Here is a 26,370-nt window from a genome sequence, read left to right on the forward strand (position 1 = left end):
CGATAGACGCCGCTCCTCTTCGCTGTGTTCCGCGACCGGCAGCAATGCCGGTCGCGGCTTTTTTCTGCCGCCTGCCGACTGGTTCCACAGTGAGCGTAAACAATCGTGGTAACGAGGGAAACTCCTGCTAAGAGTCCCTAGTTGTATTACTGATATATGTGTTGCACGAGCAAAAGGGGGACACGATGCGTTCGGTGGTTCGCGTTTGGCGTTCATGTGACGAGCGGGAGAGGGGAGCTGTTGTAAAGCCCTTGCTCGTCGGTTCAGCTTGCGCGGTCATGTGCGGTGTCCTTGATGTAGCCTTGAAGATGTCGGTCGATTCCGGTCGTATCTCGTGGAGCGATACGGGCGGGTTGCTTCTCCTTGCGCTGCTCGGCTTGTTTATTGCATGCGTTGCCGTAACGTTGGTTTATGCAAGCCGGATGCGGCCGGCGGTGTCTAATTGGATGCTGCGCTGCGGACTGAGCCCTCAGACAAGAGCTTTCGGGAGATCGACGCTCAAGACGATGGTGCCGCTGTCGCTTTCATTTCTCGCGCTTATGCCTTTTTTCCTTGTCAGAATGGTGATAGATCTTTTTGATCGCTCCTTCGACGTCAGATTGTATATCTGTCCAGTGCTGATTCTCATCCAGGTGCTCGTGACGCTACGGTGTTTGGCCGCAGAACTGGGAAAACGGGAGGGGAGGACATCATGAGCACCGTCAAGCAGTACTGGTATGCGCTCGGCGATGCACCGAGGGCGGCGATCAAGAAAGTCATCCGTTTTCAGATAGTTCTGTTCTTGGCGACGACTGTCGTGTTCGGTTTGCTTGCGTACTCGGTGCTCCACGGCGCCGGGTCCGATGACCCGGTCGGCGCGTTGAGCCTCGTGGGCTTCACGTGGCTTCTGGTCGTCGTCGTGCTGGGCTTTTGCGTCTACGGGTTGGTGCTTGCGTCCAGGGCCTATCGGGCGGTCAAGTCATGGTTGTTTGATCTCGAGGCGCAGGGATATCCCACCAGGGAGACGTGGTCGCGGCAAGATGGCCTGCTTCTCGGTTTTGCGTTGCTGGGATTCACGGGCCTGCCCGTCGAGATAGCGGGCCTGCCGCTTCTCATTTTCTTGCAGGACTGGTCATCTCTTCCCGGAACCATATTGTGGATCGTCCTCGGCATCGTCTTGCCACCCATCGCCGCCCGCCGCTTCATTCCCCTGTGAAATTCTAGGGACAGTCCCTAGAATTTCAGGTTTGGGGTTGCGCTCGGTTCGGTTGCCGACGTATTTCATAGGTTTGAACTCCTGCAAGGCGTGCTAGAGTGGATAAAGCGTCCCTGGTGGGCGCTTTTGCTGTTTCGAGGGAGAGGAAAGCATGGATCAGTTCTTCAAAATCGGTGACCGCGGGTCCTCGGTGGCAACCGAGTTGCGCGCGGGCCTCACCACGTTTCTCGCCATGGCCTACATCATCGTGGTTAATCCGCTCATCTTGGAGGCGGGCGGGGTGCCCATAGCCGCGGCGGTCACCGCGACCTGCGTCGGCGCGGGCATCATGACCATCCTGATGGGCGTTTGCGCGAACCGTCCGCTTGCCTGCGCCTCGGGCATGGGCATCAACTCGATCGTCGCCTACACGCTTTGCGGCTCTATGGGCCTTGGCTGGCAGACCGCCATGGCCGTCGTCCTCATCGAGGGCATCGCCATTCTGCTGCTCGTGCTCTGCGGCCTGCGCGAGGCCATCATGGAGGCCATTCCGGTATCGCTGCGCCGCGGCATCTCCATCGGCCTCGGCCTGTTCATCGCGATGATCGGTCTCAAGGACGGCGGCATCATCCTGGCCAATGCCGACACGCTCGTGTCCCTTGGCAACGTGACCGACCCGACGTTTCTGGTCGGGGTCATCTCCATCGTGGTGACGGTCGTCCTGTACTCCATGAAGGTCAAGGGCGCGCTGCTGTGGGGCATCGTGATCGCCGCCGTCTGCGGCATCCCGCTGGGCGTCACCCAGATCCCCACCGGCCTGGTCGCCCCGTTGGACTTCTCGACGTTCGGCGCGCCGTTCATGAGCGACTCCGACGGCGTGATGGGTCTCGTGAAGGCCATCTCCACCCCGACGATCCTGCTGTTCGCCTTCTCGCTCATGATGAGCGACTTTTTCGACACCATGGGCACCGCCATGGCCGTCGCCAAGCAGGGCGAGTTCTTGACCGATGACGGAAGGGTCGAGGATATCAAGCCGATCCTCATCGTCGACTCCGCTGCCGCCGCGGTCGGCGGCATCATGGGCGCCTCGTCCATCACGACGTTCGTCGAGTCCGCGTCGGGCGCCGCCGACGGCGGTCGCACGGGCCTCACCTCGGTCTTCACCGGCATCCTGTTCATCCTCGCCGCGTTTCTCTCGCCGCTTATCTCCTGCATCAGCTCGGCCGCGACGTGCGGCGCGCTCGTGTTCGTCGGCTTCCTCATGATGGGCGATGCGGTCATGGTCAAGTGGAACGACGTGCTCGAGGGTTTCCCGACGTTCATGATCATCGCGGGCATCCCGTTCACGTACTCGATCTCCAACGGCATCGGTCTGGGCTTCATCACCTACGTCGTCGTCGCCGTGGTGAGCGGCCGCTCGCAGTACGTCCGCCCGCTCATGTGGATCGCGGCGATCGCCTTTTTGCTCTACTTCCTGCTGCTGTAGCGACGCGTAACGTGAAATTCCAGGGACAGTCCCTGGAATTTCACACGTGCCAGTCGTTCAGCATCGTGCACACTGGAGCCGGTTTTTTAGGGACAGTCCCCGGGATTTCTCTACCGTGAACTCCTGGGGACTGTCCCTCAAAAACCGCCTCTCCGTCTTGCATCTATTCTATGCAACTAATAGTATTAAGATATTGTCTACAGTGTAGATGAGCTTAAGGAGTTGCTATGGATAGAATCGCACGGGTACGGTCGGAGACGGGGTTCTACCATGTGGTGTCACGCGGCAACAACAAGCGGCCCGTTTTTTCAGACGATGTCGACCGGCATCGGTTCCTCAAGCTGCTTCAGGACTGCTGCGCCCAGTACGATATCAACATCATCGCCTGGTGCCTCATGAGCAATCATGTCCACCTGCTGTTGGAAGACCTCCATGGACAGCTGAGCGAAGCCATGAAGCGGCTGCTCGGCGGCTACGCCGCGTATTTCAATGCGCGAACCGGCCGCATAGGGCACCTCTTCCAAGGGCGGTTTTCGAGCAGGGCCATAGACACCGATGCCTACCTACTCGAGTGCGTTCGCTACATCCATAACAACCCGGCGAACGCTCATGTGGCACCTGCAGATATCTATCCGTGGAGCAGCTACCGGGAATACATGTCCGAGGCGAACATCACTGCGACTGGGCTTATCCTGGATATGCTGGACGGACCGGAAGGCTTCTCCCGATTCGTGGCAGACCGCGATGCGTGCACATATTGTTTTGGGGGAACGCGCGCCATGTCCGACGAGGACGCCCGCCGAATTGCCCGCGCGATCGCAAGGCAGCGTGGCATCGACCTTGCCCTCATCAAGGATATGTCCCACGCGCGTCGTGTGGACCTCGCGCTGGCAATGGAGGACGCGGGGCTTATGCAGCGACAGATCGCGGAAGCGATCGGAACCAGCAAGGCATCGGTCGCGCGGATGCTCAAGCTCCGGCAACGCTGAATTTTTAGGGACTGTCCCTAGAGTTTCATGCGCATTGTCGTGCAGTTCTGGTGGAGCGTGAAAGCTGTGGTACCATATGCAGCTGTTGGTTACCCGCACTTAGAGATTCGCTGCACCGGCGGTTTCCCAGTGCTGGGCGTACGTGAGAAGAAAGGTGTACATCATGACCGTTTCCAAGGAGCGCAAGGCCGAGCTCACCGCACAGTTTGGCGACAGCCCCGTCGACACCGGTAACCCCAAGGTTCAGGTTGCCATCCTCACCGAGCGCATCCGCGAGCTCACCGAGCACATGAAGTCCCACCAGAAGGACTTCCACACCCGCCGCGGCCTGCTCATGCTCGTCGGTCGCCGTCGTCGTCTGCTCTCCTACATCAAGAAGAACGACATCTTCGAGTACCGTGAGCTCATCAAGGCGCTTGGCATCCGCGACAACATCCAGTAGAGAATCGTGCATGCAGGAGCCCCCTCGGGGGCTCCTTTTCATGTAGGGGGCAGCAATCGCGGTCCCTACACCGTCCGAGGAGGTTCCGCCCCGTATCGGACCAGACGTCCCGTGGGCAATGGGGTCCACGGAGTTGAAGGAGAAAAATGTCACTCGTATCCAAAACCTTTGAGCTGTACGGCAAGACCTACACGCTTGAGAGCGGCGAGCTCGCCAAGCAGGCCACCGGCGCCACGCTCGTCAAGCAGGGCGACACCACCGCGCTCGTGACCGTCGTCGTCTCCAAGGAGCGCAAGAACTACGACTTCTTCCCGCTGACCGTCGACTTCAACGAGAAGATGTACGCTGCCGGTCGCATCCCCGGCGGCTATCTCAAGCGCGAGGGCCGTCCCAGCGAGAAGGCAACGCTCACCGCGCGCATGATCGACCGCCCGATTCGCCCGAGCTTCCCCGACGGCTTCCGCAACGAGGTTCAGATCGTGGCGACCTCCCTGGTTGCCGACCAGGTGAACCCCATCGACGTCATCTGCACCATGGGCGCCTCGCTCTCCCTCACGCTCGGCGGCGTGCCGTTCGAGGGACCGCTCGCCTGCGTGCGCATCGGCCGCAACGTCGAGACCGGCGAGTTCATCGTCAACCCCACCTATGAGGAGCGCGAGAACTCCGACCTCGACCTGGAGCTCGCGGGTACGCGCGACTTCATCTCCATGGTCGAGGCCGGCGCCAAGGAGGTTACCGAGGAGGATATGCTGGCCGCCATGGAGTTCGGCCAGGAGGCCATCGGCGCCTTCTGCGACGCCCAGCTCGCGTTCGTCGAGGAGTGGGAGCGCGTCAACGGCCCGATCGAGCCCAAGGAGTACATCCTCGATCAGCCCGTCCCCGAGGTCGAGGAGCGCATCTTCGCCCATTACGACGAGATGTACGCCGCGCTTTCCGATGCCGACAAGCTCTCCCGCATCGCCCACGTCGAGGAGCTCAAGGAGCGCATCCGCGCCGAGTTCACCGAGGAGGAGCAGCTCGAGTGGGAGCGCGAGATCCCGGTGAACCTGAAGAAGCTCGAGAAAAAGGCCATGCGTACCATGGTCGTCGAGACCGGCGAGCGCGTCGACGGCCGTGCCGCCGACGAGATCCGCCCGATCATGGTCAAGGACAGCTACCTGCCGCTCGTGCACGGTTCCGGTCTGTTCCAGCGCGGCCAGACCCAGGTGCTCTCCGTGCTGTCGCTCGGCATGCTGAACGAGGGCCAGCGCCTCGACACCATCGAGCCGGTCGAGGGCAAGCGCTACATGCACCAGTACAACTTCCCGCCGTTCTGCACCGGCGAGACGGGCCGCATGGGCTCGCCGAAGCGCCGCGAGATCGGCCACGGCAACCTTGCCGAGCGCGCCCTGCTGCCCGTGCTGCCCGATGAGAACGAGTTCCCCTACGCCATCCGCGTGGTGTCCGAGGTCATGGAGTCCAACGGCTCCTCGTCGATGGCCTCCACGTGCGCGAGCTGCCTTGCCCTGATGGACGGCGGCGTGCCCATCAAGCGCCCCGTTTCCGGTATCGCCATGGGCCTCATCCAGGAGGAGGGCAAGACCGTGGTCCTGTCCGACATCCAGGGTATCGAGGACTTCCTGGGCGACATGGACTTCAAGGTCACCGGCACCGAGCGCGGCATCACCGCCCTCCAGATGGACAACAAGGCCACGGGTCTCACCTTCGACATCCTGCGTGCCGCGCTCGAGCAGGCCAAGCAGGGCCGTGCGTTCATCCTCGGCAAGATGCTCGACGTTATCCCCGGGCCGCGCGAGGCCACGCGCGAGACCGCGCCTCGCATCACCTCGATCTCCATCCCGGTCGACAACATCCGCGACGTCATCGGAAAGGGCGGAGAGACCATCCGCGGCATCCAGGACGAGACCGGCGCGTCCATCGACATCCACGAGGACGGCACCGTGTTCGTGGGCGGTGTCGGCGACTCCGTCGAGGCTGCCATCGAGCGCATCCAGCTCATTGTCAAGGTCCCCGAGGTGGGGGAGGAGTACACGGGCCGCGTCGTCTCCATCCAGCCGTTCGGCGCGTTCGTGAACCTCCTGCCCGGCAAGGACGGCCTGCTGCACATCTCCCGTGTCGCCCAGGGCCGCGTCGATAAGGTCGAGGATGTCCTGAACGTCGGCGACGAGGTCAAGGTCAAGGTCATCGAGGTCGACGACCGCGGCAAGATCTCCCTCGACCGCCTCGACAAGCCCGAGGCTCCCGCCGGCTCCGGCGATGAATCCGGCGAGAACGGCGGCGGTTTCGGCGGTCGTGCCCGTCGCGAGCGCTCTGATCGCCCCGGCCGTCCGCGCCGCGACCACGGCGACCGTCCGCGCCGCACCCCGGGTGACAACGGCGGCCACGGCGGCCGCACCCCGCGTCGTCATCACGAGGGTTAATGCGCCGCGCTGACCGTTTCGTTAGCTGTAATGGCGGGCCTCACGTATGTGGGGCCCGCCTTTTTCTACCGTGGTTTGTGTTTCATCGCGCTTTTGAGGGCGACTGGCTACGGGACGCTCCCGTTCCGGCTCGCGGGGACCGCAGGGGCCGCCGTATGGGTTGAAACGAACCCGTCCCCAAACAACCCATATCCGTGCGTCCTGTCAAATCCACGCTTTGTGTAGGGATAACGTCTGGGCTCGAATGGGGAGCGCCCCGAATTGGTACAATGCAATATCACTATGCACCTGCCGCAGCTCTCACGTGCGGCATGGATTTGAACGTCACGGCGGTGCGTCCGTCGTTTGGATACTCGGATCGACAGAAAGGATCTAATCGACCCCATGGCAACAACTAAGAAAAAGCCCGCGCCGCTCAAGATCATCCCCTTGGGCGGCCTTGACGGTATCGGCAAGAACATGACGGTGTTCGAGTGCGGCGAGGACATGGTGCTCGTCGACGCGGGCCTCATGTTCCCCGACGACACGCAGCCCGGCATCGACCTGGTGCTGCCCGATTACACTTATGTGCTGGAGCACGAGGACAAGCTGCGCGGCATCGTGGTCACGCACGGCCACGAGGACCACACGGGCTCTCTGCCGTACCTCCTCCAGGATCTCAACAACAAGGTGCCCATCTTCTCGAGCAAGCTCACGCTCGGCTTCATCGAGGGCAAGCTCGCCGAGTTCCGCATCCGTGCCCCTAAGTTCCGCGAGGTCAACGGCGGCACGCATGTGAACCTCGGCTCCATCCAGCTCGATTTCTTCGCGATGACCCACTCCATCCCCGGTGCGCTCGGCGTATTCATCCGCACGCCCCAGGGCACGGTCATGCACACGGGCGACTTCAAGCTCGACCAGACGCCCATCGACGGCGTGACGCCTGATTACGCCGCCATCAGCCGCTTTGCCAAGCAGGGCATCGACCTGCTCATGTCCGACTCCACCAACGCCACGCGCCCCGGCTTCACCAAGTCCGAGGCCGAGGTCGGCCCGTCGTTGCTTGCGGCCATCAAGAACGCGCCCGGTCGCGTGTTCGTTGCGAGCTTCTCGAGCCATATCCACCGCCTGCAGCAGATCTGCGATGCGGCGCGCACCTGCGGGCGCAAGATCGTGGTCACCGGCCGCTCGATGCTCACCAACACCCGCGTGGCCCGCGAGCTCGGCTACCTCGATATCCCCGAAGAGGACATTATCGACGCCTACGAGATCAACAACATCCCCGAGGACCAGATCGTGGTCATGTGCACGGGTTCTCAGGGCGAGCCGCTCTCCGCGCTGTCCCGCATGGCGAACGGCGAGCACAAGACGCTCTCCATGCACGAGGGCGACACGGTCATCATCTCCGCGACGCCCATTCCGGGCAACGAGAAGGGCGTCCAGCAGGTCGTCAACAGCCTGGCCAAGATCGGCTGTAACGTCTACGACAAGAACCGCACGCTCGTGCACGTGTCGGGCCATGGCAGCCAGGAGGAGCTCAAGCTCATGCTCGCCATGACCAAGCCGAGCTACTTCATGCCCGTCCACGGTGAGGCCGTGCACCTGCGCGCGCACGCCGAGCTCGCCCGCAAGGTCGGCATCCCGAGCGACCATATCTTCATCCTCGACAACGGCGACTCCCTCGAGATGCGTAACGGCGTGGTCAAGCGCGGCGCGTCGGTGGAGTCCGGCGTGGTCTACGTCGACGGCCTGCGTATCGGCGACACCGACCCCATCGTGCTGCGCGACCGCCAGAAGCTCGCCAACGACGGCATGGTGACCGCCGTGGCCATCGTCTCGCTCAAGCGCAAGAAGATCGATGCGATCGAGTTCTCCGGCCGCGGCGTCTCGTTCACCATCGATGACGAGTTCTCGGCGGATGCCTCCGCGTCCGTCATGAAGGTCATCGAGAAGGGCACGTTCAACTACACCAGCAGTGGCACCGATGCGCTGCGCAAGGCGGTGCGCGACTCGCTGTCCAACTTCATCTGGAACCGCATGCACACGCGCCCGATGATCATCCCGGTCGTCATGGAGGTCTAGCGTGGCGGCCACGGGTTCGAACAACGCCCGCAAGGGCCAGGCAAAAGGCAAGGCTTCGGCTAAGGGACGCTCGAAGGCGGCGCAGGCTGCAGCCGGGCTGCGCGCCAATGAGGGGCGCGCCGCCGAGGCCGTCGAGGTGGCACCCCTGCTCGGCGAGGGGTCCGGCCGCGATATCGCGGGCGTGATCCTCGCCGTCGTGGCCGTCGCCTCGTTCATCGCCGTCGTCTCGCCCTCGAGCGCACCCGTCACCAGCGCCATCGCCGGGTTCTACCACCTGGGCTTCGGCCTGGGGGGCTACCTGCTGCCGCTTGTTCTGCTCGGCTGCGCTGCCATGCTCTTCATCAAGGGTTCCACGCCGGTCTCGGCAAGGACCTGTGCAGGCGCCGTGCTCATCTTCTGCTCTGCGGTCGCCATGCTGTCGCTCGCCGTGCCCGGCACCGAGCTGTCGAGCGACGCCATGTTCATTCCGCAGAACCTGTCCTCTTCGGGCGGCTACCTCGGGGCGTTCATAGCGAGCACCCTTCAGGGCGCGCTCGGAAAGGCGATCTCCTACGTGGTGCTCGTGGGATTCGTCGTGCTGGGTCTCGTGATCATCGGGTTTTCCATCAGCGATGTCGCCCGGTCGGCCGCTGAGCGCGTGGAGCGTTTGGCCCAGCGCCGCCATATCGACGTGAACGACAGCCCGTGGGGCGATAGCGAGGCCGCGTCCGTGGCGCCCGCCAGGCGCACCCCGCGCAAGATGCCGCGTCCGGTAAAGCCCAAGCAGGGCCGCCTGTTCGATGGCGACGGGACCGCCGAGACCACGTTTCTGGGCAATCAGACCACCACGGTGCTCGGTGCCGATGACGAGCCCGATACCGATGAGGATCCCTTCGTCGACGTGTCGGCCCAGGTGAAGGCCGAGCAGGCAAAGACCACCTTGATCCCGGTAGAGGAGCGCTTCGCCCCAGCTACCGCCAAGACCGAGGTCCTCGAGAAGCCCACACGCACGCCCAAGGCCGCAGGGTCCGCTCTCGATATCATCTCCGGCGCCCGCTCCGCCCTGAAGAGCGAGGCGAAGGTCCAAGATGCCGATTCCGCGATCGAGCCCCAGGATGTTCTGCCCTGGGACGAGCCGGTCGAAGGGAAAACGGAGGCGCGCCGCGCGGCCAAGGTCGCCAAGGCCGATGATGCCGCGAAGGCGTCCACGCGCGAACGCGCGCCGGAGCCCGACGCCGAGATCGCCGCGCAGCCCGTGCCCGACTTCCTGCGCAAGGCCGCTGCCGGCGCCTCTGCTACCAAGGCATCGCAGGCGGCGTCGGCGCCCGCTTCCGCCGCGCCGCAGGGCCGCCCCGCGCCCGCACGCCCCCTGCCCGCGACCGGCACGGCGGCACCCGCCACGTCAATTCTCGAGGAGGAGGGGGAGACCAGGCAGCTGCCTCCCGTCTCCATGCTCCGCCACAACCCCACGGCGCAGGCAAGCTCCAGCTCGTCCAAGGAGCTCGAGCAGACCGCCGAGGGACTCCAGTCGACCTTGCAGGAGTTCGGCCTGCACTCTCGCGTCGTGGGCTGGATCGCCGGCCCCACCGTCACCACCTTCAAGGTGCAGCCCGGTGAAGGCGAGCGCGTGAGCCGCATCACCAGCCTCGAGGACGACATCGCCCTGTCGCTCGCCACCGATTCGGTGCGCATCTTCGCGCCGATTCCGGGCACCTCGCTCGTGGGCATCGAGATTCCCAACCGCACGCGCCAGACGGTCGCGTTCGGCGACATCCTGCCCTATGTCCAGGGAGGTCCGCTCGAGTTCGCCCTGGGCCGCGACGCGGAGGGCCAGCCCATGGTCGCCGATCTCGCCAAGATGCCGCACCTGTTGATCGCGGGCACCACCGGTTCGGGCAAGTCCGTCGTCATCAGCTCCATCCTCATGAGCCTGCTCATGCGGACGTTCCCCGAGGACGTGCGCCTGATCATGATCGACCCCAAGCGCGTCGAGTTCGCCCCCTATGACGGCCTGCCGCACCTGTACGTCCCGGTGGTGACCGAGCCCAAGCAGGCGGCGAGCGCCCTGCAGTGGGCGGTATCGGAGATGGAGCGCCGCCTCAAGGTGTTCGAGCGCATCGGCGTGCGCAAGATCTCGACGTTCAACGAGAAGCAGGCTGCCGGAGAGTTCGAGAAATACGACAACCCGCCGGCGAAGATGCCCTATCTCGTCATCGTCATCGACGAGCTCTCCGACCTCATGATGGTCGCAGGCAAGGACGTAGAGGCCTCCATCGTGCGCATCGCGCAGCTCGGACGTGCCGCGGGCATCCATATGATCGTGGCCACCCAGCGTCCGAGCTCGAACGTCGTCACCGGCCTCATCAAGGCGAACATCACCAACCGTATCGGCCTGACCGTCGCCACGGGCATCGACTCGCGCGTCATCCTCGACCAGACGGGCGCCGAGAAGCTGATCGGCCAGGGCGACATGCTGTTCTCGCGCGTCGACTGGGGCAAGCCCAAGCGCATCCAGGGCTGCTACGTCTCCGACGAGGAGATCTTCTCGGTCGTCGAGTTCGTGAAGGACCAGAGTCCGGCCGACTACCACGAGGAGATCCTCTCGGCGGTCTCCCCGGCTGCCCTCGGCGGCGCGGGCGGAGGTTCCGGCGCCCGGGAGGCGTCCGACGACGACCCGCTCATCTGGGAGGCGGCGCGCATCGTCGTCGAATCCCAGCTGGGTTCAACTTCCGGTTTGCAGCGTAGGCTCAAGGTCGGTTACGCACGCGCCGGCCGCATTATGGATATGCTTGAGGAGAAGGGCGTGGTCGGTCCGCCCGACGGATCGAAGCCGCGCGAGGTCCTTCTCGACGAGGAAGGTCTGGCCGCGCTCGAGGCCGTCGAGGCCCGCATGGCCGATGAGGATGAGTTTGGAGGGTTCTGATGGCAAGTCGATTCGGAGAGATGCTCCTCAACAGGCGACGCGAGCTCGGTATGTCTATCCAGCAGGTCGCCAATGTCATCAAGATTCGCCCGCAGATCATCGAGTTTTTCGAGACGGGAAACTTCGCGTCGATGCCCCCGCGCGGCTACGCGCAGGGCATGATCGCCAGCTATGCCCGCTACCTCGGTCTGAATCCCCGCGAAGTGGTCAATGCGTATTTCGACGAGCTGTACGTCTACGAGCGCGGCGGCAGCGCGGCCGGAAGCCAGTTTACCGAGGGGGCGACGAACCCTGTGCCCCGAAGCGCGAGCATGAGCGGGCGCTACCTCATGGTCGACACGCCTCCTGCTCCCAATTCGCGCTACGCGCAACGGCCGCCGCAGGCCGGCTACGTGTCCGATTCCACCTCCGGCCACGTGCCGCTGCGCGTGGCGGACAACCAGCGCCGGGCGGCGAACCTGCCTTCGGGCGATGCGTACGGGCGCGACCTCGGGGGGTCCGGATACGATCGCGGGGGCTACGGCGCTCCTGAGCCGGGCGGCGCACCCGACCGCACCGTTCGCATGAATCGTCCCCAGGACCTGTCGCGCACGACGAATATGGGGCGCCAGGCGGGTCCTTATCAGCGTGGCGGTGCGCCGCGCTCGGGCCAGCTCGCCCAGCGCCCCGGCGGGCCCTCGCGCCCCGGGTATCGCGGCTCCGGAAATCGCGGCGGCGGTGGCGGGCGTCCGCCCCGTCGCGGCTCCTCGCCCCAGGGCGGCGGCTTTCTCAACGACTCGCGCGTCATCATCGGCGGCCTGATCGCCATCGTGGTGCTGCTCATCCTCGTGATCTTCCTGCTGGTTCGCAGCTGCACCGCCACGCCCGCGGCAACCGATCCCGCAACGGCTGAAACCCCCGCGACGACCGCGATGACCGATACTGGCGAGGAGGATGACGCGACGGGCGACGACTCGACGGACACCCCTGCGACCGATAGCGACACCCAGGGCACCGATTCGTCGGATGCCGACGCCGCCGACACCGCGACGAGCCCGCAGACTCCCACCGAACCGGTCGAGACGAACGTCACCGTCGCGATTCCCGAGGGCGTCACCTCCTGGCTCGAGATCTACGTCGACGGCGTGAGCGTGTATGCGGCCCAGACCGCGGGCCCGTTCGAGCAGAGCTACACGCCCGAGTCCTCTATCGAGATCACCGTCGACCATCCCGGCGACGTCGAGATCACCAAGAACGGGGAGAGCGTCGACTGGGATACCCGCACCTCGGGTGTCGGCAAGGTGACGATCAACGTGCCGCAGCCCGAGACCCCCGCCACGACCGATGCCGAGGGCACGACGGATGGGGAGTCCACCGACGGCACCTCCACGACTGACGATTCCGCTGCGGCAGCTGCATAACGGGCCGCCGCAAGACGAAAGGAGCCTTCCATGGCAAAAGATTCCAGCTTCGACGTTGTGTCGCAGGTCGATATGCAGGAGGTCGACAACGCGTTCCAGCAGGCGACGCGCGAGATCTCTCAGCGCTACGACCTCAAGGACTCCGGTGCGACGATCGCGCTGTCCAAAAGCGACAAGCTCGTCACGGTGAACGCCCCCGCCGACTTCGTCGCCCGCCAGATCATCGACCTGTTCGGCTCGAAGCTGATCAAGCGCGGCATCGATCTGGCTGCGGTCAAGTGGGATGCTCCACAGGCGGCATCTGGCGGCACGGTCCGCGTGCTCGGCCATATCGTCGAGGGCATCGACCAGCCCACGGCAAAGAAGATCAACAAGGACATCAAGGACACCAAGGCCAAGGTCAAGGTCACCATCGAGGCGGACAAGCTGCGCGTGACCTCACCGTCCAAGGATGCGTTGCAGCAGGTCATCCAGTTCCTGCGCGACCAGGACTACGGCCAGCCGCTCCAGTTCACCAACTATCGATAGGACCCGTCGTACGGGTTTGTGCAATCAAGGGGATCGAGGATATGTCCGAACAATTCGCCGACGCCTTTGGCGCCGTCTACTTCATCACGCTCGGGTGCGCCAAGAACGAGGTCGATACCGACCGGATGCGCTCCCTGCTGCTCGCGGCAGGCTACGAGGAGGCGCTTGATGTGGAGGAGGCCGACCTCGCCATCGTGAACACCTGCTCGTTTCTTGCCTCCGCGACCGAGGAGAGCATCGAGGCCACCCTCGCGCTCGCCGAGGAGGCGGCTGACGGCGTGCGCAGCCTGCCCATCGTGATGTGCGGCTGCGTCCCCTCGCGCTACGGCGCGGACCTTCCCGGCGAGCTGCCGGAGGTCGCCGCGTTCGTTAGGACGGACGAGGAGGATGGCATCGTCGGCGTCGTTGACGGCCTTTTGGGCGTCACGCGCGCGGTTCCCGCGCATGTCCCCGACGTCAAGCGCACGGTCGAGGGCTCTGTCGCCTTCGTCAAGATCTCCGACGGCTGTGACCGGTTCTGCAGCTTCTGCGCGATCCCCTATATCCGCGGCCGCTACCGCAGCCGTCCGTGGTCCGAGATCCGCGACGAGGTCGTCGACCTTGTCTCCGAGGGCGTGCGGGAGCTCGTCCTCATCGGTCAGGATACGGGCATCTGGGGCCGCGACCTCGCCGATGAGGGTGAGGGGCCGCACGACCTCGCGTCGCTGCTGCGCGCCGTCGCCGAGGCGGTTCGCCCCCATGACGTCTGGATCCGCGTCCTCTACCTGCAGCCTGAGGGCATGACCGACGATCTCATCTCCGCGATCCGCGACACCCCCGAGGTCCTTCCCTATATCGATATCCCCGTGCAGCACTGCAGCTCCCGCGTGCTCTCCGCCATGAACCGCTCCGGTTCCGAAGAGGAGCTCGACGAGCTGTTCGCCCGCCTGCGCCGCGAGATTCCCGACATGGTCATCCGCACCACGTATCTCGTCGGTTTCCCCGGCGAGACCGATGAGGAGCACGAGCGCATGCTCGCCTTCATGGACCGCACCGGGTTCGACTACACGAGCGTGTTCTCCTTCTCTCCCGAGGAGGGGACGCGCGCGGTCAAGCTCGACGGCCAGATCGACGACGACGTGAAGCTCGAGCGCACCCAGGCTGCGATGGACCTGGCCGAATCGCTGGGCTTCGCCGCGACGGCATCCCATGTCGGCGAGCGCGCGCAGGTCATCGTCGATGGCATCGAGCAGACCGACGAGGGATATGAGCTCATCGGTCACGCCTGGTTCCAGGCTCCCGACAGCGACGGCGCCGTCCATCTCGATGCGGGCGAGGCCGCCGTGGGGGATATCCTCGAAGTAGAGTTCACCGACAGCTTCTGCTACGAGCTTGTCGGCCATGTTGTGGAATAGCGAGGAATCATGGGTACTTCTGGCACCTCTGTCCCCGAGGGGCATCCGAGCATCTGGACCCCGGCGAATATCGTGACCTGCGTGCGCATCGTGTTCATCCCGGTGTTCATGGTGCTTTGCGACCTGTCGTACAACAACGGGTCCGGCCAGGTTTCCGTCGGGCTCGCGTTCGCGGCGTTCGTCCTGTATATGGTCCTGAGCTTGACCGACAAGGTCGACGGGTACCTGGCGCGCTCGCGCCACGAGATCACCGACTTCGGTAAGTTCCTCGATCCGATCGCGGACAAGCTGCTCGTGTTCTCCGCACTGCTCCTCCTGATGGACATCGGCTACGTGAACCTGTGGTTCGTCTTCATCATCCTGGTGCGCGAGTTTCTGGTGAGCGCACTGCGCATGGTCGCGAGCGCGGCCGGCGTGGTGATCGCCGCTGACAAGCTCGGCAAGGCCAAGACCGCCGTGACTATGGTGGCCATCTGCGCGTATCTGTTCACGTTCGCCCTGTCGGCTGCGGCTGGAGCGACCGGCTTGGCCACGTCGCTCGCAAGCTGGCTTCTGCTCATCTCCGATGCGCTCATGATCGCGGCCGTGGTGCTCACCGTCGTTTCCGGCATCCAGTATTTCTGGAACGGCCGGTCGGTCATCTTCTCGTAGCGAAGGAGCGGGTCCATGCGAGGACATGAGGAACTGCAGCGCCAGATCGACGAGATGGCGCATGAGGTCGTTACGCGCTGCTCGGAGCGCGGGGTCACCGTCGCTTCGGCCGAGTCGCTGACCGCGGGCATGGTCTGCTCGTCGATTGCGGGCGTCCCCGGCGCCTCTGAGATCCTGCGCGGAGGGGCCGTCACCTACGTCAACGAGATCAAGCATGCGGTCCTCGGGGTGAGCAACGACTCGCTCGATCGCTTCACCGAGGTCTCGCATCCGGTTGCCCGCGAGATGGCGACGGGTGCGCGCAACCTGTTTTCGACCGACATCGCGGTGAGCCTGACGGGCTATGCCGGGCCCACCGGTGGGACCGAGGAGAACCCCGTCGGAACGGTGTATCTGGGAATCGCCAGCGATGCGGGCGTACGTTCCGTGCGCGAGGTGTTCGACGGAGACCGTCTCGGCGTCCGGATGCGCTCCGCCATACGGGCGCTGAAGCTCATACTCGAGTGTCTGGACGAATGCGCCGAAAGCAGGTAGCTGACTGCTCTTGATACGCGTGGCCCGTCATGTCCTTTTGCGGATGCATCGCGCGGCGAAGCATACAGGCCCACAGTCAAATACACGTGGATGTGGGTCCATAGCTGCCGGTTTGGAATCCGGTCGGACTTGGTGCAGGGCGCGCCGGAGACCCGTCGGGACACACGGGACATCTCGTCAGGGTCGTACTCTAGGATATCCTCGTCAGTTCTTGACTGCGAACAGCTGTTCGAATATAGTCAAGACGGTAACGTTCTAGGGAGGATTCGCATGGCAAAGAGTTCAGGTCCGGCGCGCCAGATTCACGAGCGCACGTTCGGCGAAGAACGCGACAAGATGATCGACTTGACCAAGGCCGACATCGAGAAGAAGTTCGGCAAGGGCGCCATCATGCGCTATGGCGACGGAGGTCCTGAGCTCGAGATCGAAGCGATTCCCACCGGAGCGCTGGCTCTCGACGCAGCATTGGGTATCGGAGGAGTTCCGCGCGGGCGCATCATTGAGATCTATGGACCCGAGTCTTCCGGTAAGACCACGCTTGCGCTCGAGATCTGCGCCGAAGCGCAGGCGGCTGGCGGTGTCGTTGCGTTTATCGACGCCGAGCACGCGCTCGATCCCGGCTATGCCGCCCGCATCGGCGTCGATATCGACGAGGTGCTCATCTCGCAGCCCGATACCGGCGAACAGGCCCTCGAGATCTGCGACATGCTCGTGCGCTCCGGCGCCATCGACGTCGTCGTCATCGACTCGGTCGCCGCGCTCGTGCCCCGCGCCGAGATCGAGGGCGAGATCGGCGACTCCTCGGTTGGCCTGCAGGCGCGCCTCATGAGCCAGGCGCTGCGCAAGCTCGCCGGCTCCCTCGCCAAATCGCGTACGACCTGCATCTTCATCAACCAGCTGCGCGAGAAGATCGGCGTCATGTTCGGAAATCCCGAGACCACGACCGGCGGTCGCGCCCTCAAGTTCTTCTCGTCGGTCCGTATCGATATCCGCCGCATCGACCAGATCAAGAACGGCCAGGAGGTCGTGGGCAGCCGCGTGCGCTGCAAAGTCGTCAAGAACAAGGTCGCGGCCCCCTTCAGGACCGCTGAGTTCGACATCATGTACGGTACGGGTATCTCCAAAGAAGGCTCTATCCTGGATATGGGCGTCGACTTCGGCATCGTGACCAAATCAGGCGCATGGTACACCTATGAGACCGAGCGCTTGGGTCAGGGTCGCGAAGCCGCCAAGGAGTTCCTGCGCACGAACCCCGGCCTCGCTGAGGAGATCGAGCACAAGGTGCGCGTCTCCTGCGGGCTTGAGTTCGAGGACGAGCCGGTGGGGGAGGCCGTCGATCTGACGACCGGTCCCGCTGAGGAGTAGCCGTGGGGGAACAGGGCGCGACGGCCGCCGAGGCCGTTGCCCTCGAGGTGAGGCTTCCCGACGCCGCGGCGCGTGCCCGGGCTCAGGCGTGCGGCCGAAAGCCGATGGCCGAGGTCACGCTTACGCTCGACTCCGGTGATGAGCGCCAGATCGTCGTGCCCGTCCGCGTGGGCCGCGTGCTTGACGAGGCGGGCATCGCTTTCCCTTGTCCGGTCGATGATGCGTTCGATGCTATCCATGCGCTCGAAGGCCGCGTGTGCTTCGCCATGATCACAGAGATTCTCTCACGAAGGGATCATGCGGTCGACGAGCTCAGACGGAAGCTCTTGTCGTACGGGTTCCGGACCGAGGAGATCGAGCCCGCCATCGCCCGCGCCCAAAGCCATCGCTTTGTCGACGACAGCCGCTTTGCCGGCTACTTCATCGAGGAGCGCCTGCGCCGCGGCTGGGGACGCAGGCGCATCGAGGCCGAGCTCGTGAGGAAAGGCGTCGATCTCGAAGCCGTTCCCGGCTACCCCGAGCGGTACTTTTCCGAGGAGGACGACCTCGCCCGTGCGCGTGCGGCCCTTGAGCGCAAAACCGTTCCTTCCGAGCGGGCGTTCGAGAAGCTCGTGAGATTCCTCGTGACACGCGGGTTCTCATACGGTATCGCCTCCGACGCCGTTCGTGACCGTCTTGCAGACGATTAACCGTTGCCGTATTGTGTCCGCCGCCGCTCACATATGTATCCTTTCCATACACCGTCTGCTTGTTTGACATCGCGACTGAGTAAACGTAGGATTAAAAAGTCATTTGTTATGTGATATGCGCTCATCATAGATGAGATAGATATTTGTACTGTCAATGTCGACTTTCATACTGGGTGACTCATCCCTAGCAAATGTCTCGCCGTCCGTGTGACAGCACGGGCGGTGCTTTGTCTGTTAAAGAATGCGTAATGATTAAGGAGAACTGAGCATGGAAGTAGCGATCGGCATTGTATGCCTCCTCATCGGGGCTGCCGTTGCCGCAATCGCCATGCGCAGCGCCAAGAGCGGAAGCCTGCGAGAGGCCGATTCGAAGATCGAGTCGGCTCACGCGGAGGCGGAGCGCTTGATCGGCGATGCCAAGCGTACTGCGGAAACGATGAAGAAAGAGGCCCTGCTCGAGGCCAAGGAAGAGATCATTCAGAACAAGCAGGCGGCCGAGGCCGAGGAGAAGCAGCGCAAGCGCGAGCTTCGTGCCCTCGAGAACCGCGTCATGCAGCGCGAGGAATCCCTCGATCGCCGCAACGACGCGCTCGACAAGCGCGAGCACCAGCTGTCGAGCCAGGCGGGCCAGATCGAGAAGCGCTCCCGTGAGCTCGATCAGCTGGTCGCCAAGCAGACCACGGAGCTCGAGCGCATCTCGGAGCTCACCCGCGAGGACGCCCATCGCGAGCTCCTCGACAAGGTTCGCGGCGAAGTGACCCATGAGGCGGCGGCCATCATCCGCGACTCCGAGCAGCAGGTCCGCGCCGAGTGCCACAAGACCGCCCAGGAGATCATCTCCCTGGCCATCCAGCGCTGCGCCGCCGATCACACCGCTGAGGTCACGGTGACTTCGGTGCATATTCCCTCCGATGACCTCAAGGGCCGCATCATCGGTCGCGAGGGCCGCAACATCCGCACGTTCGAGCAGGTGTCCGGCGTCAACCTTGTGATCGACGACACGCCCGAGACGGTCGTGCTGTCGAGCTTCGACCCGGTTCGTCGCGAGACGGCGCGCGTTGCGCTCGAGAACCTGATCGCCGACGGCCGCATTCACCCTGCGCGCATCGAGGAGATGTACCGCAAGGCCTCCGATCTCGTCCAGCAGCGCGTGCGTGATGCGGGTGAGCAGGCCGCGTTCGATACCGGCATCCACGATCTGCACCCTGAGCTCGTGAAGACGCTCGGCGCGCTGCGCTACCGCACCTCGTTCGGCCAGAACGTGCTGCAGCATTCCATCGAGGTCTCCGAGCTCTGCGGCATCATGGCTTCCGAGCTCGGCGTCGACGTGCGCGCCGCCAAGCGCGCCGGCCTCCTGCACGATCTGGGCAAGGCGATCGATCACGAGGTCGAGGGCCCGCATGCGGTCATCGGCGCTGATCTCGCCCGCCGCTATGGCGAGAAGCCCGCGATCGTGCACGCCATCGAGGCCCATCACGGCGACGTCGACCCCAGCTCGGTGCTCGCGGTCCTCGTTCAGGCCGGCGACGCCATCTCGGCGTCCCGTCCCGGTGCTCGCCGCGAATCCGCTGAAAGCTACATCAAGCGCCTTGAGAAGCTCGAGGAGATCGCCAACTCCCATGCAGGCGTCGAGCGCACCTATGCCATGCAGGCTGGTCGCGAGGTGCACGTCATGGTTCAGCCCGACAAGATCTCCGATGCCCAGGCAACGGTGCTCGCGCATGATATCGCGCATCAGATCGAGGACGAGATGGAGTATCCCGGCCAGGTCCGCGTCGTCGTTATCCGCGAGAGTCGTGCCGTCGATATCGCCAAGTAGCGCCCATGTCTGACGCGAACGAGCTCATTTCGTTTATCGCCTCCATGTCCGGTGAGGGGAACCTGCGCGTCGAGGAGAATCTCGGCGAGGGTTTCGTGAAGCTTCGCGTCTCCGAGGCTGAGCGCCGTCAGGCCAAGCACGACATCCAGCATGTCGAGGACATCGTTATCGAGATGCTTCGCAACGCGCGCGATGCCGGCGCCACGAAGATCTATGTCGCCACAGCTAAAGAGGAGCGTGCCCGCACGCTCCTCTTTCTTGATAACGGCTCCGGCATTCCGTCCGACATGCATGAGCGCATCTTCGACGCACGCGTGACCTCGAAGCTCGAGACGATGAAGATGGACCAGTGGGGCGTCCACGGGCGCGGCATGGCGTTGTTCTCCATTCGCCAGAACGCCGAGTCCGCGCACGTCGTCACCTCCGCTCCCGGCAAGGGCTCGGCGATTCGCGTGGTCGTCGACACCGATAAGCTCTCCGAGCGCGCCGACCAGTCGACATGGCCCTTGGCGGAGAAGGATGACGCGGGGGTTTTCAGCTGCACGCGCGGGCCGCACAACATCATCCGCTCGGCATGCGAGTTCGCCTTGAGCGAGCTGCACGGCTGCGACGTCTTCCTCGGCTCTCCGGCCGAAATCGCGGCGACGCTGTTCTCCCATGCCTCTTCTTCGCTCGATGCCTCGACGCTGCTGTTCGTCGATGACGCCAACCAGCTTCCCGTCATCGATCGTCTGGGGAATGCAGGAGATGCCTCCGACTTCATGCGCGTTGCCAAGGAGATAGGCATCGATGTGTCCGAGCGCACGGCGCACCGCATCCTCGCGGGCACCATCAAGCCGGTACGGAGCGTCTCCGCGCGTCTGCTTCGCGAACGGACCAAGGTGGCGCCGAAGCAGGCGGGGCCCGTTGACCTGGCGCGCGACAGACGCGGGCTCAAGATCGCCCACGAGGACCTGAGCCAGTTCTCTCGAGCGGTCGAGCGCGATTTCAACGAGCTCGCGTCCCGGTACTATCTGAATCTCGTCAACGACCCCAAGATCCGGGTGACGCGCGACCGCATCACCATCACGTTCGATATCGGCAAGGAGGAATAGCCGCTCTTGCGCTTGTATCAGGGGGTCCGATACGATAAAGTCTTCATAATGCCTTAATTATGCACTACACGCAGGAGAAATGTAGCATGGAGTTCCTGAAGGTATCGAGCAAGTCGTCGCCCGCGTCGGTTGCCGGCGCCATTGCCGGTATGGTAAAAGACGGCGTGCCCGTCAATATGCAATGCGTCGGAGCTGGCGCGGTGAACCAGGCGATCAAGGCCATCGCGATCGCTCGTGGTTTTCTGATTCCCACCGGGTTCGACATCTCGTGCGCTCCGGTGTTCTCCGATATCCTTATCAACGGTGAATCCCGTACGGCGATCAGGCTCTCGGTGTACGTGCATCGGCTTTCCGCGCAGGCGGGCGACACCTTCGATTTCACAGACGATAATCTTCGAGTCGGGTAGGGTATGCAATCCTCTGTTCTTTCCGGTAAAACCTATTTCATCCGTACGTTCGGCTGCCAAATGAATATGCACGATTCGGAGCGCGTGAGCGGTCTTCTGGATTCGTGCGGTTGCCTTGAGGTGGCTGAGCCCGCCGAGGCGGACATCGTCGTCTTCATGACGTGCTGCGTGCGCGAGGCGGCAGACACCCGTCTGTACGGTCAGTGCTCTTCCTGCAAGAGCCTTCCCGCGCCTCCGGGCGGCAAGCGCGTGATCGCGGTCGGCGGCTGCATCGCGCAGCGCGACGGTGCCGGCTTGTTGACGAATCTCGATAACGTGGACGTCATCTTCGGCACGGCGTCCATCGCCCATGTCGCAGAACTGCTCGAGCAGGCGTTTATGGAGGGCGGCCACCACATTCGCTGCGAAGAGAAGGACTCCGGCGCCGCGACGGACATGCCGTGGCACCGCGCTGAAAACTATCGCGCCTGGGTTCCCATCATGACGGGCTGCAACAACTTCTGCAGCTACTGCATCGTCCCCTATGTTCGCGGACGCGAGAAGAGCCGCTCGTTCGAGGAGATCGTCGACGAGGTCACGGGGCTCGTCCGCATCGGCGTGCGCGAGATCACGCTGCTCGGTCAGAACGTGAACTCCTATGGGCGCGACCTGTTCGGGGCTCCCCGTTTTGCGGAGCTGCTGCGCGCGGTGGGCGATACCGGTATCGAGCGCATCTTCTTCACGTCGTCCCATCCGAAAGACCTTCTGCCCGAGACCATCGATGCCATGGCGGAGGTTCCCGCGGTGATGCCGCAGCTGCATCTGGCGGTCCAGTCCGGTTCCTCCCGCATCCTCAAGTTGATGAACCGCCGCTATACCCGTGAGCAGTACCTCGCGCTCATCGACCAGGTTCGGGAGCGGATACCCGACATCGCGCTTTCCACGGATATCATCGTCGGTTTCCCGGGTGAGACCGAGGAGGACTTCGAGCAGACGCTGTCGTTGGCGGAGCAGGTGGGATACGCGCATGCGTTCACGTTCATCTACTCTAAGCGAGCGGGCACGCCGGCGGCGACCATCGAGGACCCCACGCCGCGCGATGTCATCCTCGAGCGCTTCAACCGTCTCGTGAAGGTCATCGAGGACGGCGCGTACGCCTACAACCAGCACGATCTCCATACGGTTGTGCCCATGCTCGTCGAGGGCACCTCGAAAAAGGATGCGACCAGGCTTCTGGGCAAGAGCCCCAAGAACCAGACGGTTCACGCTCCGATTCCCGAGGGGTACACGGTGGACGAGCTTATCGGCAAGATCGTCGACGTCGACGTCGATCGAGCGCGCACCTGGTATCTGTCTGGAACGGTGGTCGGATCTCCGCGATGAGTGACGGCAGGGGAGAGACGCAGGTAAAACCGGTCATCGCAATAGTCGGTCCCACGGCGTCCGGCAAAAGCGCGGTGGCCGACGAGGTTGCCGTCCGGCTCGATACGGAAGTCATTTCCGCGGATGCCATGCAGGTGTATCGGGGTATGGATATCGGTACGGCTAAAACGCCGGTGGCCGAGCGCCGGGTCCCGCTGCTGCTCGTCGATATCGTCGACCCCTGCGAGGCCTACTCGGCAGCGCTGTACCAGATCGATGCACGCCGCGAGATAGACCGATTGCTCGGTTGCGGCAAAGCGCCCATTTTGTGCGGCGGGACGGGTCTCTATGTCCGAGCTGCCCTCGATGAGATGGACTTCCCGAGCGGCGATGTCGAGAGCTCGTCCCGCATGCGGTATCAGGCTATGGCCGCGGAGCTGGGCGATGAGGGGATCCACGCCGTGCTTTCCGAGCGCGACCCGCGCAGCGCCGCCCTGATCCATCCCCATAACGTACGCCGGACGATCCGTGCCCTCGAGATGCTTGACGAGGGGGTGTCGTATGCCGATCAGAGCTCGGGATTCTCTTGCCCCCGCGCTCGGTACGAAAGCATGCAGTTCGCGTTGACCATGGATCGGCAGCGGCTGTACGCCCGCATCGACGAACGCGTGGACCAGATGGTGCGCGCAGGCCTTGTCGATGAGGTCCGCGAACTCGTGGCGCACGGTGCTGCGGACGCATTGACCTCGCGGCAGGCGATCGGGTACAAGGAGATTATCGACGCCCTCGAGCATCGTTGCACAATGTCCGAGGCGATCGATACCATCAAGATGCGCTCACGTCGCTATGCCAAGCGCCAGCTTTCCTGGTTCAGGCGCGATGGGCGCATCGTTTGGCTTGATATGGACGAGATGGGCGTCGAGCAGGCCGCTCAACGCATCATCGAAGAATACGAGAGAGGCTGAGTTTGGCTCGATTCACCTTCCTTTCGACCTCGATTGAACCTGAACGCGCGCTGCTCGTTGGCGTCGAGTGGCGCACGAATGCCTGGCCGGTCGAACGCTCCCTTGACGAGCTGGAGCGGCTTGCGGGCACGGCGGGCGCCGAGGTGGTGGGCAGGTTGACTCAGCGCCTCGAGCGGCCGGTGCCGAAGTCGTTCATCGGATCGGGTAAGGTGCAGGAGCTCAAAGACCTTGTCTCACGGCTCGATGTCGATGTCGTCATCTTCGATGACGATCTCACTCCGGCGCAGCAGTCTCACCTGGAGAAGACCATCGGTGAGCCGACGAAGATCATCGATCGCACGGCGCTCATCCTCGATATCTTCGGCTTGCACGCCAAGACGCGTGAGGGGCGGCTGCAGGTCCAGCTCGCACAGCTCCAATATCTGCTGCCGCGCCTGCGCGGCATGTGGTCACATCTGGCGAAGGAGCAGACGCGCGGCGGCATCGGAAGCAGGTTCGGTCAGGGCGAGAGCCAGCTTGAGGTCGACAGGCGATTGATCCGCAATCGCATCTCAGCGTTGCGCCGCGAGCTCAAGGAGCTTGAGAAGCGGCGAGAGGTCCAATCCAAGCATCGCGTCGAGTCCGATGCGTTCCGCGTGGCGCTTGCAGGTTATACGAACGCGGGCAAGTCGACGCTTTTGAATACGCTGACGGGTGCGGGGGTGCTTTCGGAGGACAAGCTGTTCGCAACGCTCGATCCCACCACGCGCTCCTACGTGCTCCCGGGCGGTCGCTCCATCACGATCACCGATACGGTCGGCTTCATCCAGAAGCTCCCCCATGGGCTGGTGGAGGCGTTCAAATCGACGCTTTCCGAGGTGCGCGGGGCGGATCTTATCCTCAAGGTGGTCGATGTCGCCGATGAGGATCGCGAGCGCCATCTTGAAGCCGTCGATCGCGTCTTGGAGGAAATCGGAGCAGGAGAGCGGCCTTCGCTTACGGTCTACAACAAGGCCGATCTGCTCGACGCGCACGAGCTCGAGACCCTGCGCGTCCGAATGCCGCAAGCGGTCTTCTTCTCCGCTCGCACTGCGCTGGGGCTTGAGCAGCTTCTTGACAGGCTTGTTGCAGAGGCTGCGGCAACCGACCGCCTGATCAGTGCCGAGGTCCCGTATCGCGAGGGGTCGCTTATGAAGGTCGTGCGCGAGCAGGGCCAGGTGCTATCCGAGGAGTACCTGGAAGACCGCATGCGGATCGTTGCGAAGGTTCCCGAGCGCATAGCCGCCAGGCTGCAACGCTACGCCGTCGAATAAGACGGTCAATGCGCCGTCATCGGCAGACAAGCTCGAAGATGACGATGAGAAGCGGCTGATGGATGAGGTAAATCGGCAGGCTCAGCTTTCCGATCCTTGAAAGCGCGGGGACGGCATCGACGTACATCCATGCTGGATAGCCCTCGGGGCGAATTCGCGAGAAGAGCTGCGAGGCGTAGGCTCCCGCGAGGTACATGAAGGTAAACGGGACGATGGGGTAGTAGTCTCCCGATGTGAAGCCCGCGGCCGGGAATCCGAGCCATGCGAGTCCCTCTACCTGATAGAGACGGTGGGGAACATCGAGGGTTAGCAGGAACAGGATGAGGGCGGAGATACAGGGTATGGCCGGGTGAAGGCGCCTGAGCAGGGGATCGAGCACAGCGTAGATCGCGGTGCTCGCGGCCATGCAAAACAGGATGCCGAACGATACGGGCGTGTCGAGGGCTGCGACCGTGGTTGCCGCCCATACGACCAGCGCGGCAGAACCGTAGACCGCGGCTCGCTTGAGATTGTTGCGCGAGCAGGATGTCATCCAGCCGGCGAGTGCAAGGAAGACCCAGCTGATGGAGGCTCGCCAGATGTCCTGGAACAGCGTGCCCCGGAACCAGGGCATGTCGAAGCCGTAGATATAGGCTGCATCGTACGCCGCATGGAACAGCACCATCGAGATGATGGTGAATCCCCTGAGCATATCGAAAAATGCGATACGCCTTCTCTGAGTTGCCTGGTTGCTACCCATGTGCTTTCGCAGACGGTCTAGAAGCGACGCATCAGCGCCACGACCTTGCCCAAGATGGTGGGATTGGTGGCGTAGATGGGTTCCATGGCATCGTTTTCCGGCTGCAGGCGCACCCGTCCCTGCTCCTTGTAGAACGTCTTGACGGTCGCCTCGCCATCGATCATCGCCACGACGATCTCGCCGTTCATGGCGCTCTTCTGCTCGCGGACCACGATGTAATCGCCGTTGTAAATGCCGACGTTGATCATGGAGTTGCCGTGCACCTCAAGGATGAAGGAGCTTGAATCCGTCGCTATCTCGGTCGGCAGGGTGAAAGTGTCCTCGACGTTTTGCTCGGCCAGGATGGGCAGGCCGGCCGCAACGCGCCCGATTAGCGGAAGCGAGATGGTCCCGCGATCGGGAACCTCCTTGACCTCGGCGAGTGCGCTCGCCGACCCGTCCTGGTTGAAGACCTCGAGCGCACGGGGTTTCGTCTTGTCGCGCTTAATGAGCCCGCGCTCCTCGAGAGCCGAGAGATGGGCGTGGACCGTGGAAGGGGAGGACAGGCCGACGGCCGCCGCCATCTCGCGCACACTGGGGGGATAACCCTTCTCCTGCTGATAGGCGCGTATGAAGTCGTAGATCTGCTGTTGGCGCTTCGTGATTTTGCGTGCCATGTCCCTCTCCAATCAAAACCCA

Annotated in this window: 23 protein-coding genes; 21 read left to right on the forward strand and 2 right to left on the reverse strand. The window is 63.6% G+C overall.

What is annotated here, in order from left to right; translation table 11 throughout:
* The first annotated feature begins 185 nt into the window (after positions 1–185).
* The 21 genes from B5F74_RS00080 to hflX all read left to right on the forward strand — a co-directional run bounded on the left by B5F74_RS00080 (position 186) and on the right by hflX (position 24,953).
* Entirely contained in the window at positions 186–695 is a 510-nt protein-coding gene (locus tag B5F74_RS00080) for a hypothetical protein (protein ID WP_087199027.1), read from the forward strand.
* Positions 692–1,195 carry a hypothetical protein gene (locus tag B5F74_RS00085; protein WP_087199029.1) on the forward strand — a complete coding sequence of 168 codons (504 nt, stop codon included), beginning with the start codon at positions 692–694 and terminating at the stop codon, positions 1,193–1,195. The genes B5F74_RS00080 and B5F74_RS00085 overlap by 4 nt, the downstream gene beginning before the upstream one ends.
* 151 nt (positions 1,196–1,346) lie before the next feature.
* Positions 1,347–2,660: an NCS2 family permease gene (locus B5F74_RS00090; RefSeq protein ID WP_066831976.1), complete on the forward strand. Its 1,314-nt coding sequence runs from the start codon at positions 1,347–1,349 to the stop codon at positions 2,658–2,660.
* A gap of 272 nt (positions 2,661–2,932) precedes the next feature.
* Entirely contained in the window at positions 2,933–3,649 is a 717-nt protein-coding gene (locus B5F74_RS00095) for a transposase (protein ID WP_158095644.1), read from the forward strand.
* A 163-nt stretch (positions 3,650–3,812) separates the two neighbouring features.
* The gene (gene rpsO / locus B5F74_RS00100) at positions 3,813–4,091 is read left to right on the forward strand and encodes a 30S ribosomal protein S15 (RefSeq protein WP_066831978.1); all 279 of its coding nucleotides are present in this window, start codon (positions 3,813–3,815) and stop codon (positions 4,089–4,091) included.
* Between the two features lie 146 nt (positions 4,092–4,237).
* The gene (locus B5F74_RS00105) at positions 4,238–6,511 is read left to right on the forward strand and encodes a polyribonucleotide nucleotidyltransferase (protein ID WP_087199032.1); all 2,274 of its coding nucleotides are present in this window, start codon (positions 4,238–4,240) and stop codon (positions 6,509–6,511) included.
* A 384-nt stretch (positions 6,512–6,895) separates the two neighbouring features.
* Entirely contained in the window at positions 6,896–8,572 is a 1,677-nt protein-coding gene (locus tag B5F74_RS00110; protein ID WP_087199035.1) for a ribonuclease J, read from the forward strand.
* A gap of 1 nt (position 8,573) precedes the next feature.
* On the forward strand, positions 8,574–11,474 hold the full coding sequence (locus tag B5F74_RS00115) for a DNA translocase FtsK (RefSeq protein WP_087199037.1): 2,901 nt from the start codon (positions 8,574–8,576) through the stop codon (positions 11,472–11,474).
* Positions 11,474–12,874: a helix-turn-helix transcriptional regulator gene (locus tag B5F74_RS00120; RefSeq protein ID WP_087199038.1), complete on the forward strand. Its 1,401-nt coding sequence runs from the start codon at positions 11,474–11,476 to the stop codon at positions 12,872–12,874. The genes B5F74_RS00115 and B5F74_RS00120 overlap by 1 nt, the downstream gene beginning before the upstream one ends.
* 30 nt (positions 12,875–12,904) lie before the next feature.
* Entirely contained in the window at positions 12,905–13,402 is a 498-nt protein-coding gene (locus B5F74_RS00125) for a YajQ family cyclic di-GMP-binding protein (RefSeq protein ID WP_087199040.1), read from the forward strand.
* Between the two features lie 41 nt (positions 13,403–13,443).
* Positions 13,444–14,796 carry a 30S ribosomal protein S12 methylthiotransferase RimO gene (gene rimO / locus B5F74_RS00130; RefSeq protein WP_087199042.1) on the forward strand — a complete coding sequence of 451 codons (1,353 nt, stop codon included), beginning with the start codon at positions 13,444–13,446 and terminating at the stop codon, positions 14,794–14,796.
* A gap of 9 nt (positions 14,797–14,805) precedes the next feature.
* The gene (gene pgsA, locus B5F74_RS00135) at positions 14,806–15,447 is read left to right on the forward strand and encodes a CDP-diacylglycerol--glycerol-3-phosphate 3-phosphatidyltransferase (protein WP_087199044.1); all 642 of its coding nucleotides are present in this window, start codon (positions 14,806–14,808) and stop codon (positions 15,445–15,447) included.
* Positions 15,448–15,462: 15 nt separating this feature from the next.
* On the forward strand, positions 15,463–15,981 hold the full coding sequence (locus B5F74_RS00140; protein ID WP_087199046.1) for a CinA family protein: 519 nt from the start codon (positions 15,463–15,465) through the stop codon (positions 15,979–15,981).
* Positions 15,982–16,251: 270 nt separating this feature from the next.
* Positions 16,252–17,346 carry a recombinase RecA gene (recA, locus tag B5F74_RS00145; RefSeq protein WP_066832010.1) on the forward strand — a complete coding sequence of 365 codons (1,095 nt, stop codon included), beginning with the start codon at positions 16,252–16,254 and terminating at the stop codon, positions 17,344–17,346.
* Positions 17,347–17,348: 2 nt separating this feature from the next.
* On the forward strand, positions 17,349–18,035 hold the full coding sequence (locus tag B5F74_RS00150; RefSeq protein WP_239283292.1) for a regulatory protein RecX: 687 nt from the start codon (positions 17,349–17,351) through the stop codon (positions 18,033–18,035).
* Between the two features lie 268 nt (positions 18,036–18,303).
* Positions 18,304–19,854, forward strand: a complete 1,551-nt coding sequence (gene rny / locus B5F74_RS00155) for a ribonuclease Y (protein ID WP_066832012.1) — start codon at positions 18,304–18,306, stop codon at positions 19,852–19,854.
* A 5-nt stretch (positions 19,855–19,859) separates the two neighbouring features.
* Complete coding sequence (locus B5F74_RS00160; RefSeq protein ID WP_087199048.1) at positions 19,860–20,948, forward strand: sensor histidine kinase; 1,089 nt, start codon at positions 19,860–19,862, stop codon at positions 20,946–20,948.
* A gap of 86 nt (positions 20,949–21,034) precedes the next feature.
* Complete coding sequence (locus tag B5F74_RS00165; RefSeq protein WP_087199050.1) at positions 21,035–21,355, forward strand: stage V sporulation protein S; 321 nt, start codon at positions 21,035–21,037, stop codon at positions 21,353–21,355.
* A gap of 3 nt (positions 21,356–21,358) precedes the next feature.
* Positions 21,359–22,717 carry a tRNA (N6-isopentenyl adenosine(37)-C2)-methylthiotransferase MiaB gene (gene miaB, locus B5F74_RS00170; protein WP_087199052.1) on the forward strand — a complete coding sequence of 453 codons (1,359 nt, stop codon included), beginning with the start codon at positions 21,359–21,361 and terminating at the stop codon, positions 22,715–22,717.
* A complete protein-coding gene (gene miaA / locus B5F74_RS00175; RefSeq protein ID WP_087199054.1) occupies positions 22,714–23,661 on the forward strand; it encodes a tRNA (adenosine(37)-N6)-dimethylallyltransferase MiaA in 948 nt (315 codons plus the stop codon). Before miaB ends, miaA begins: the two co-directional genes overlap by 4 nt.
* A 2-nt stretch (positions 23,662–23,663) precedes the next feature.
* Positions 23,664–24,953 (forward strand): GTPase HflX, encoded by a 1,290-nt coding sequence (gene hflX, locus B5F74_RS00180; RefSeq protein ID WP_087199056.1) that lies wholly within the window; start codon positions 23,664–23,666, stop codon positions 24,951–24,953.
* Between the two features lie 16 nt (positions 24,954–24,969).
* On the opposite strand, the gene B5F74_RS00185 is transcribed toward hflX, so the two are convergent.
* Together B5F74_RS00185 and lexA are read right to left on the reverse strand one after the other, a co-directional pair.
* Entirely contained in the window at positions 24,970–25,692 is a 723-nt protein-coding gene (locus B5F74_RS00185) for a heparan-alpha-glucosaminide N-acetyltransferase (protein ID WP_255375100.1), read from the reverse strand.
* Between the two features lie 17 nt (positions 25,693–25,709).
* On the reverse strand, positions 25,710–26,348 hold the full coding sequence (gene lexA / locus B5F74_RS00190; protein ID WP_066832030.1) for a transcriptional repressor LexA: 639 nt from the start codon (positions 26,346–26,348) through the stop codon (positions 25,710–25,712).
* Between the last annotated feature and the right edge of the window lie 22 nt (positions 26,349–26,370).

The sequence above is a fragment of the Collinsella sp. An271 genome, assembly GCF_002159695.1.
In the GTDB taxonomy this organism is placed as follows: domain Bacteria; phylum Actinomycetota; class Coriobacteriia; order Coriobacteriales; family Coriobacteriaceae; genus Collinsella; species Collinsella ihumii.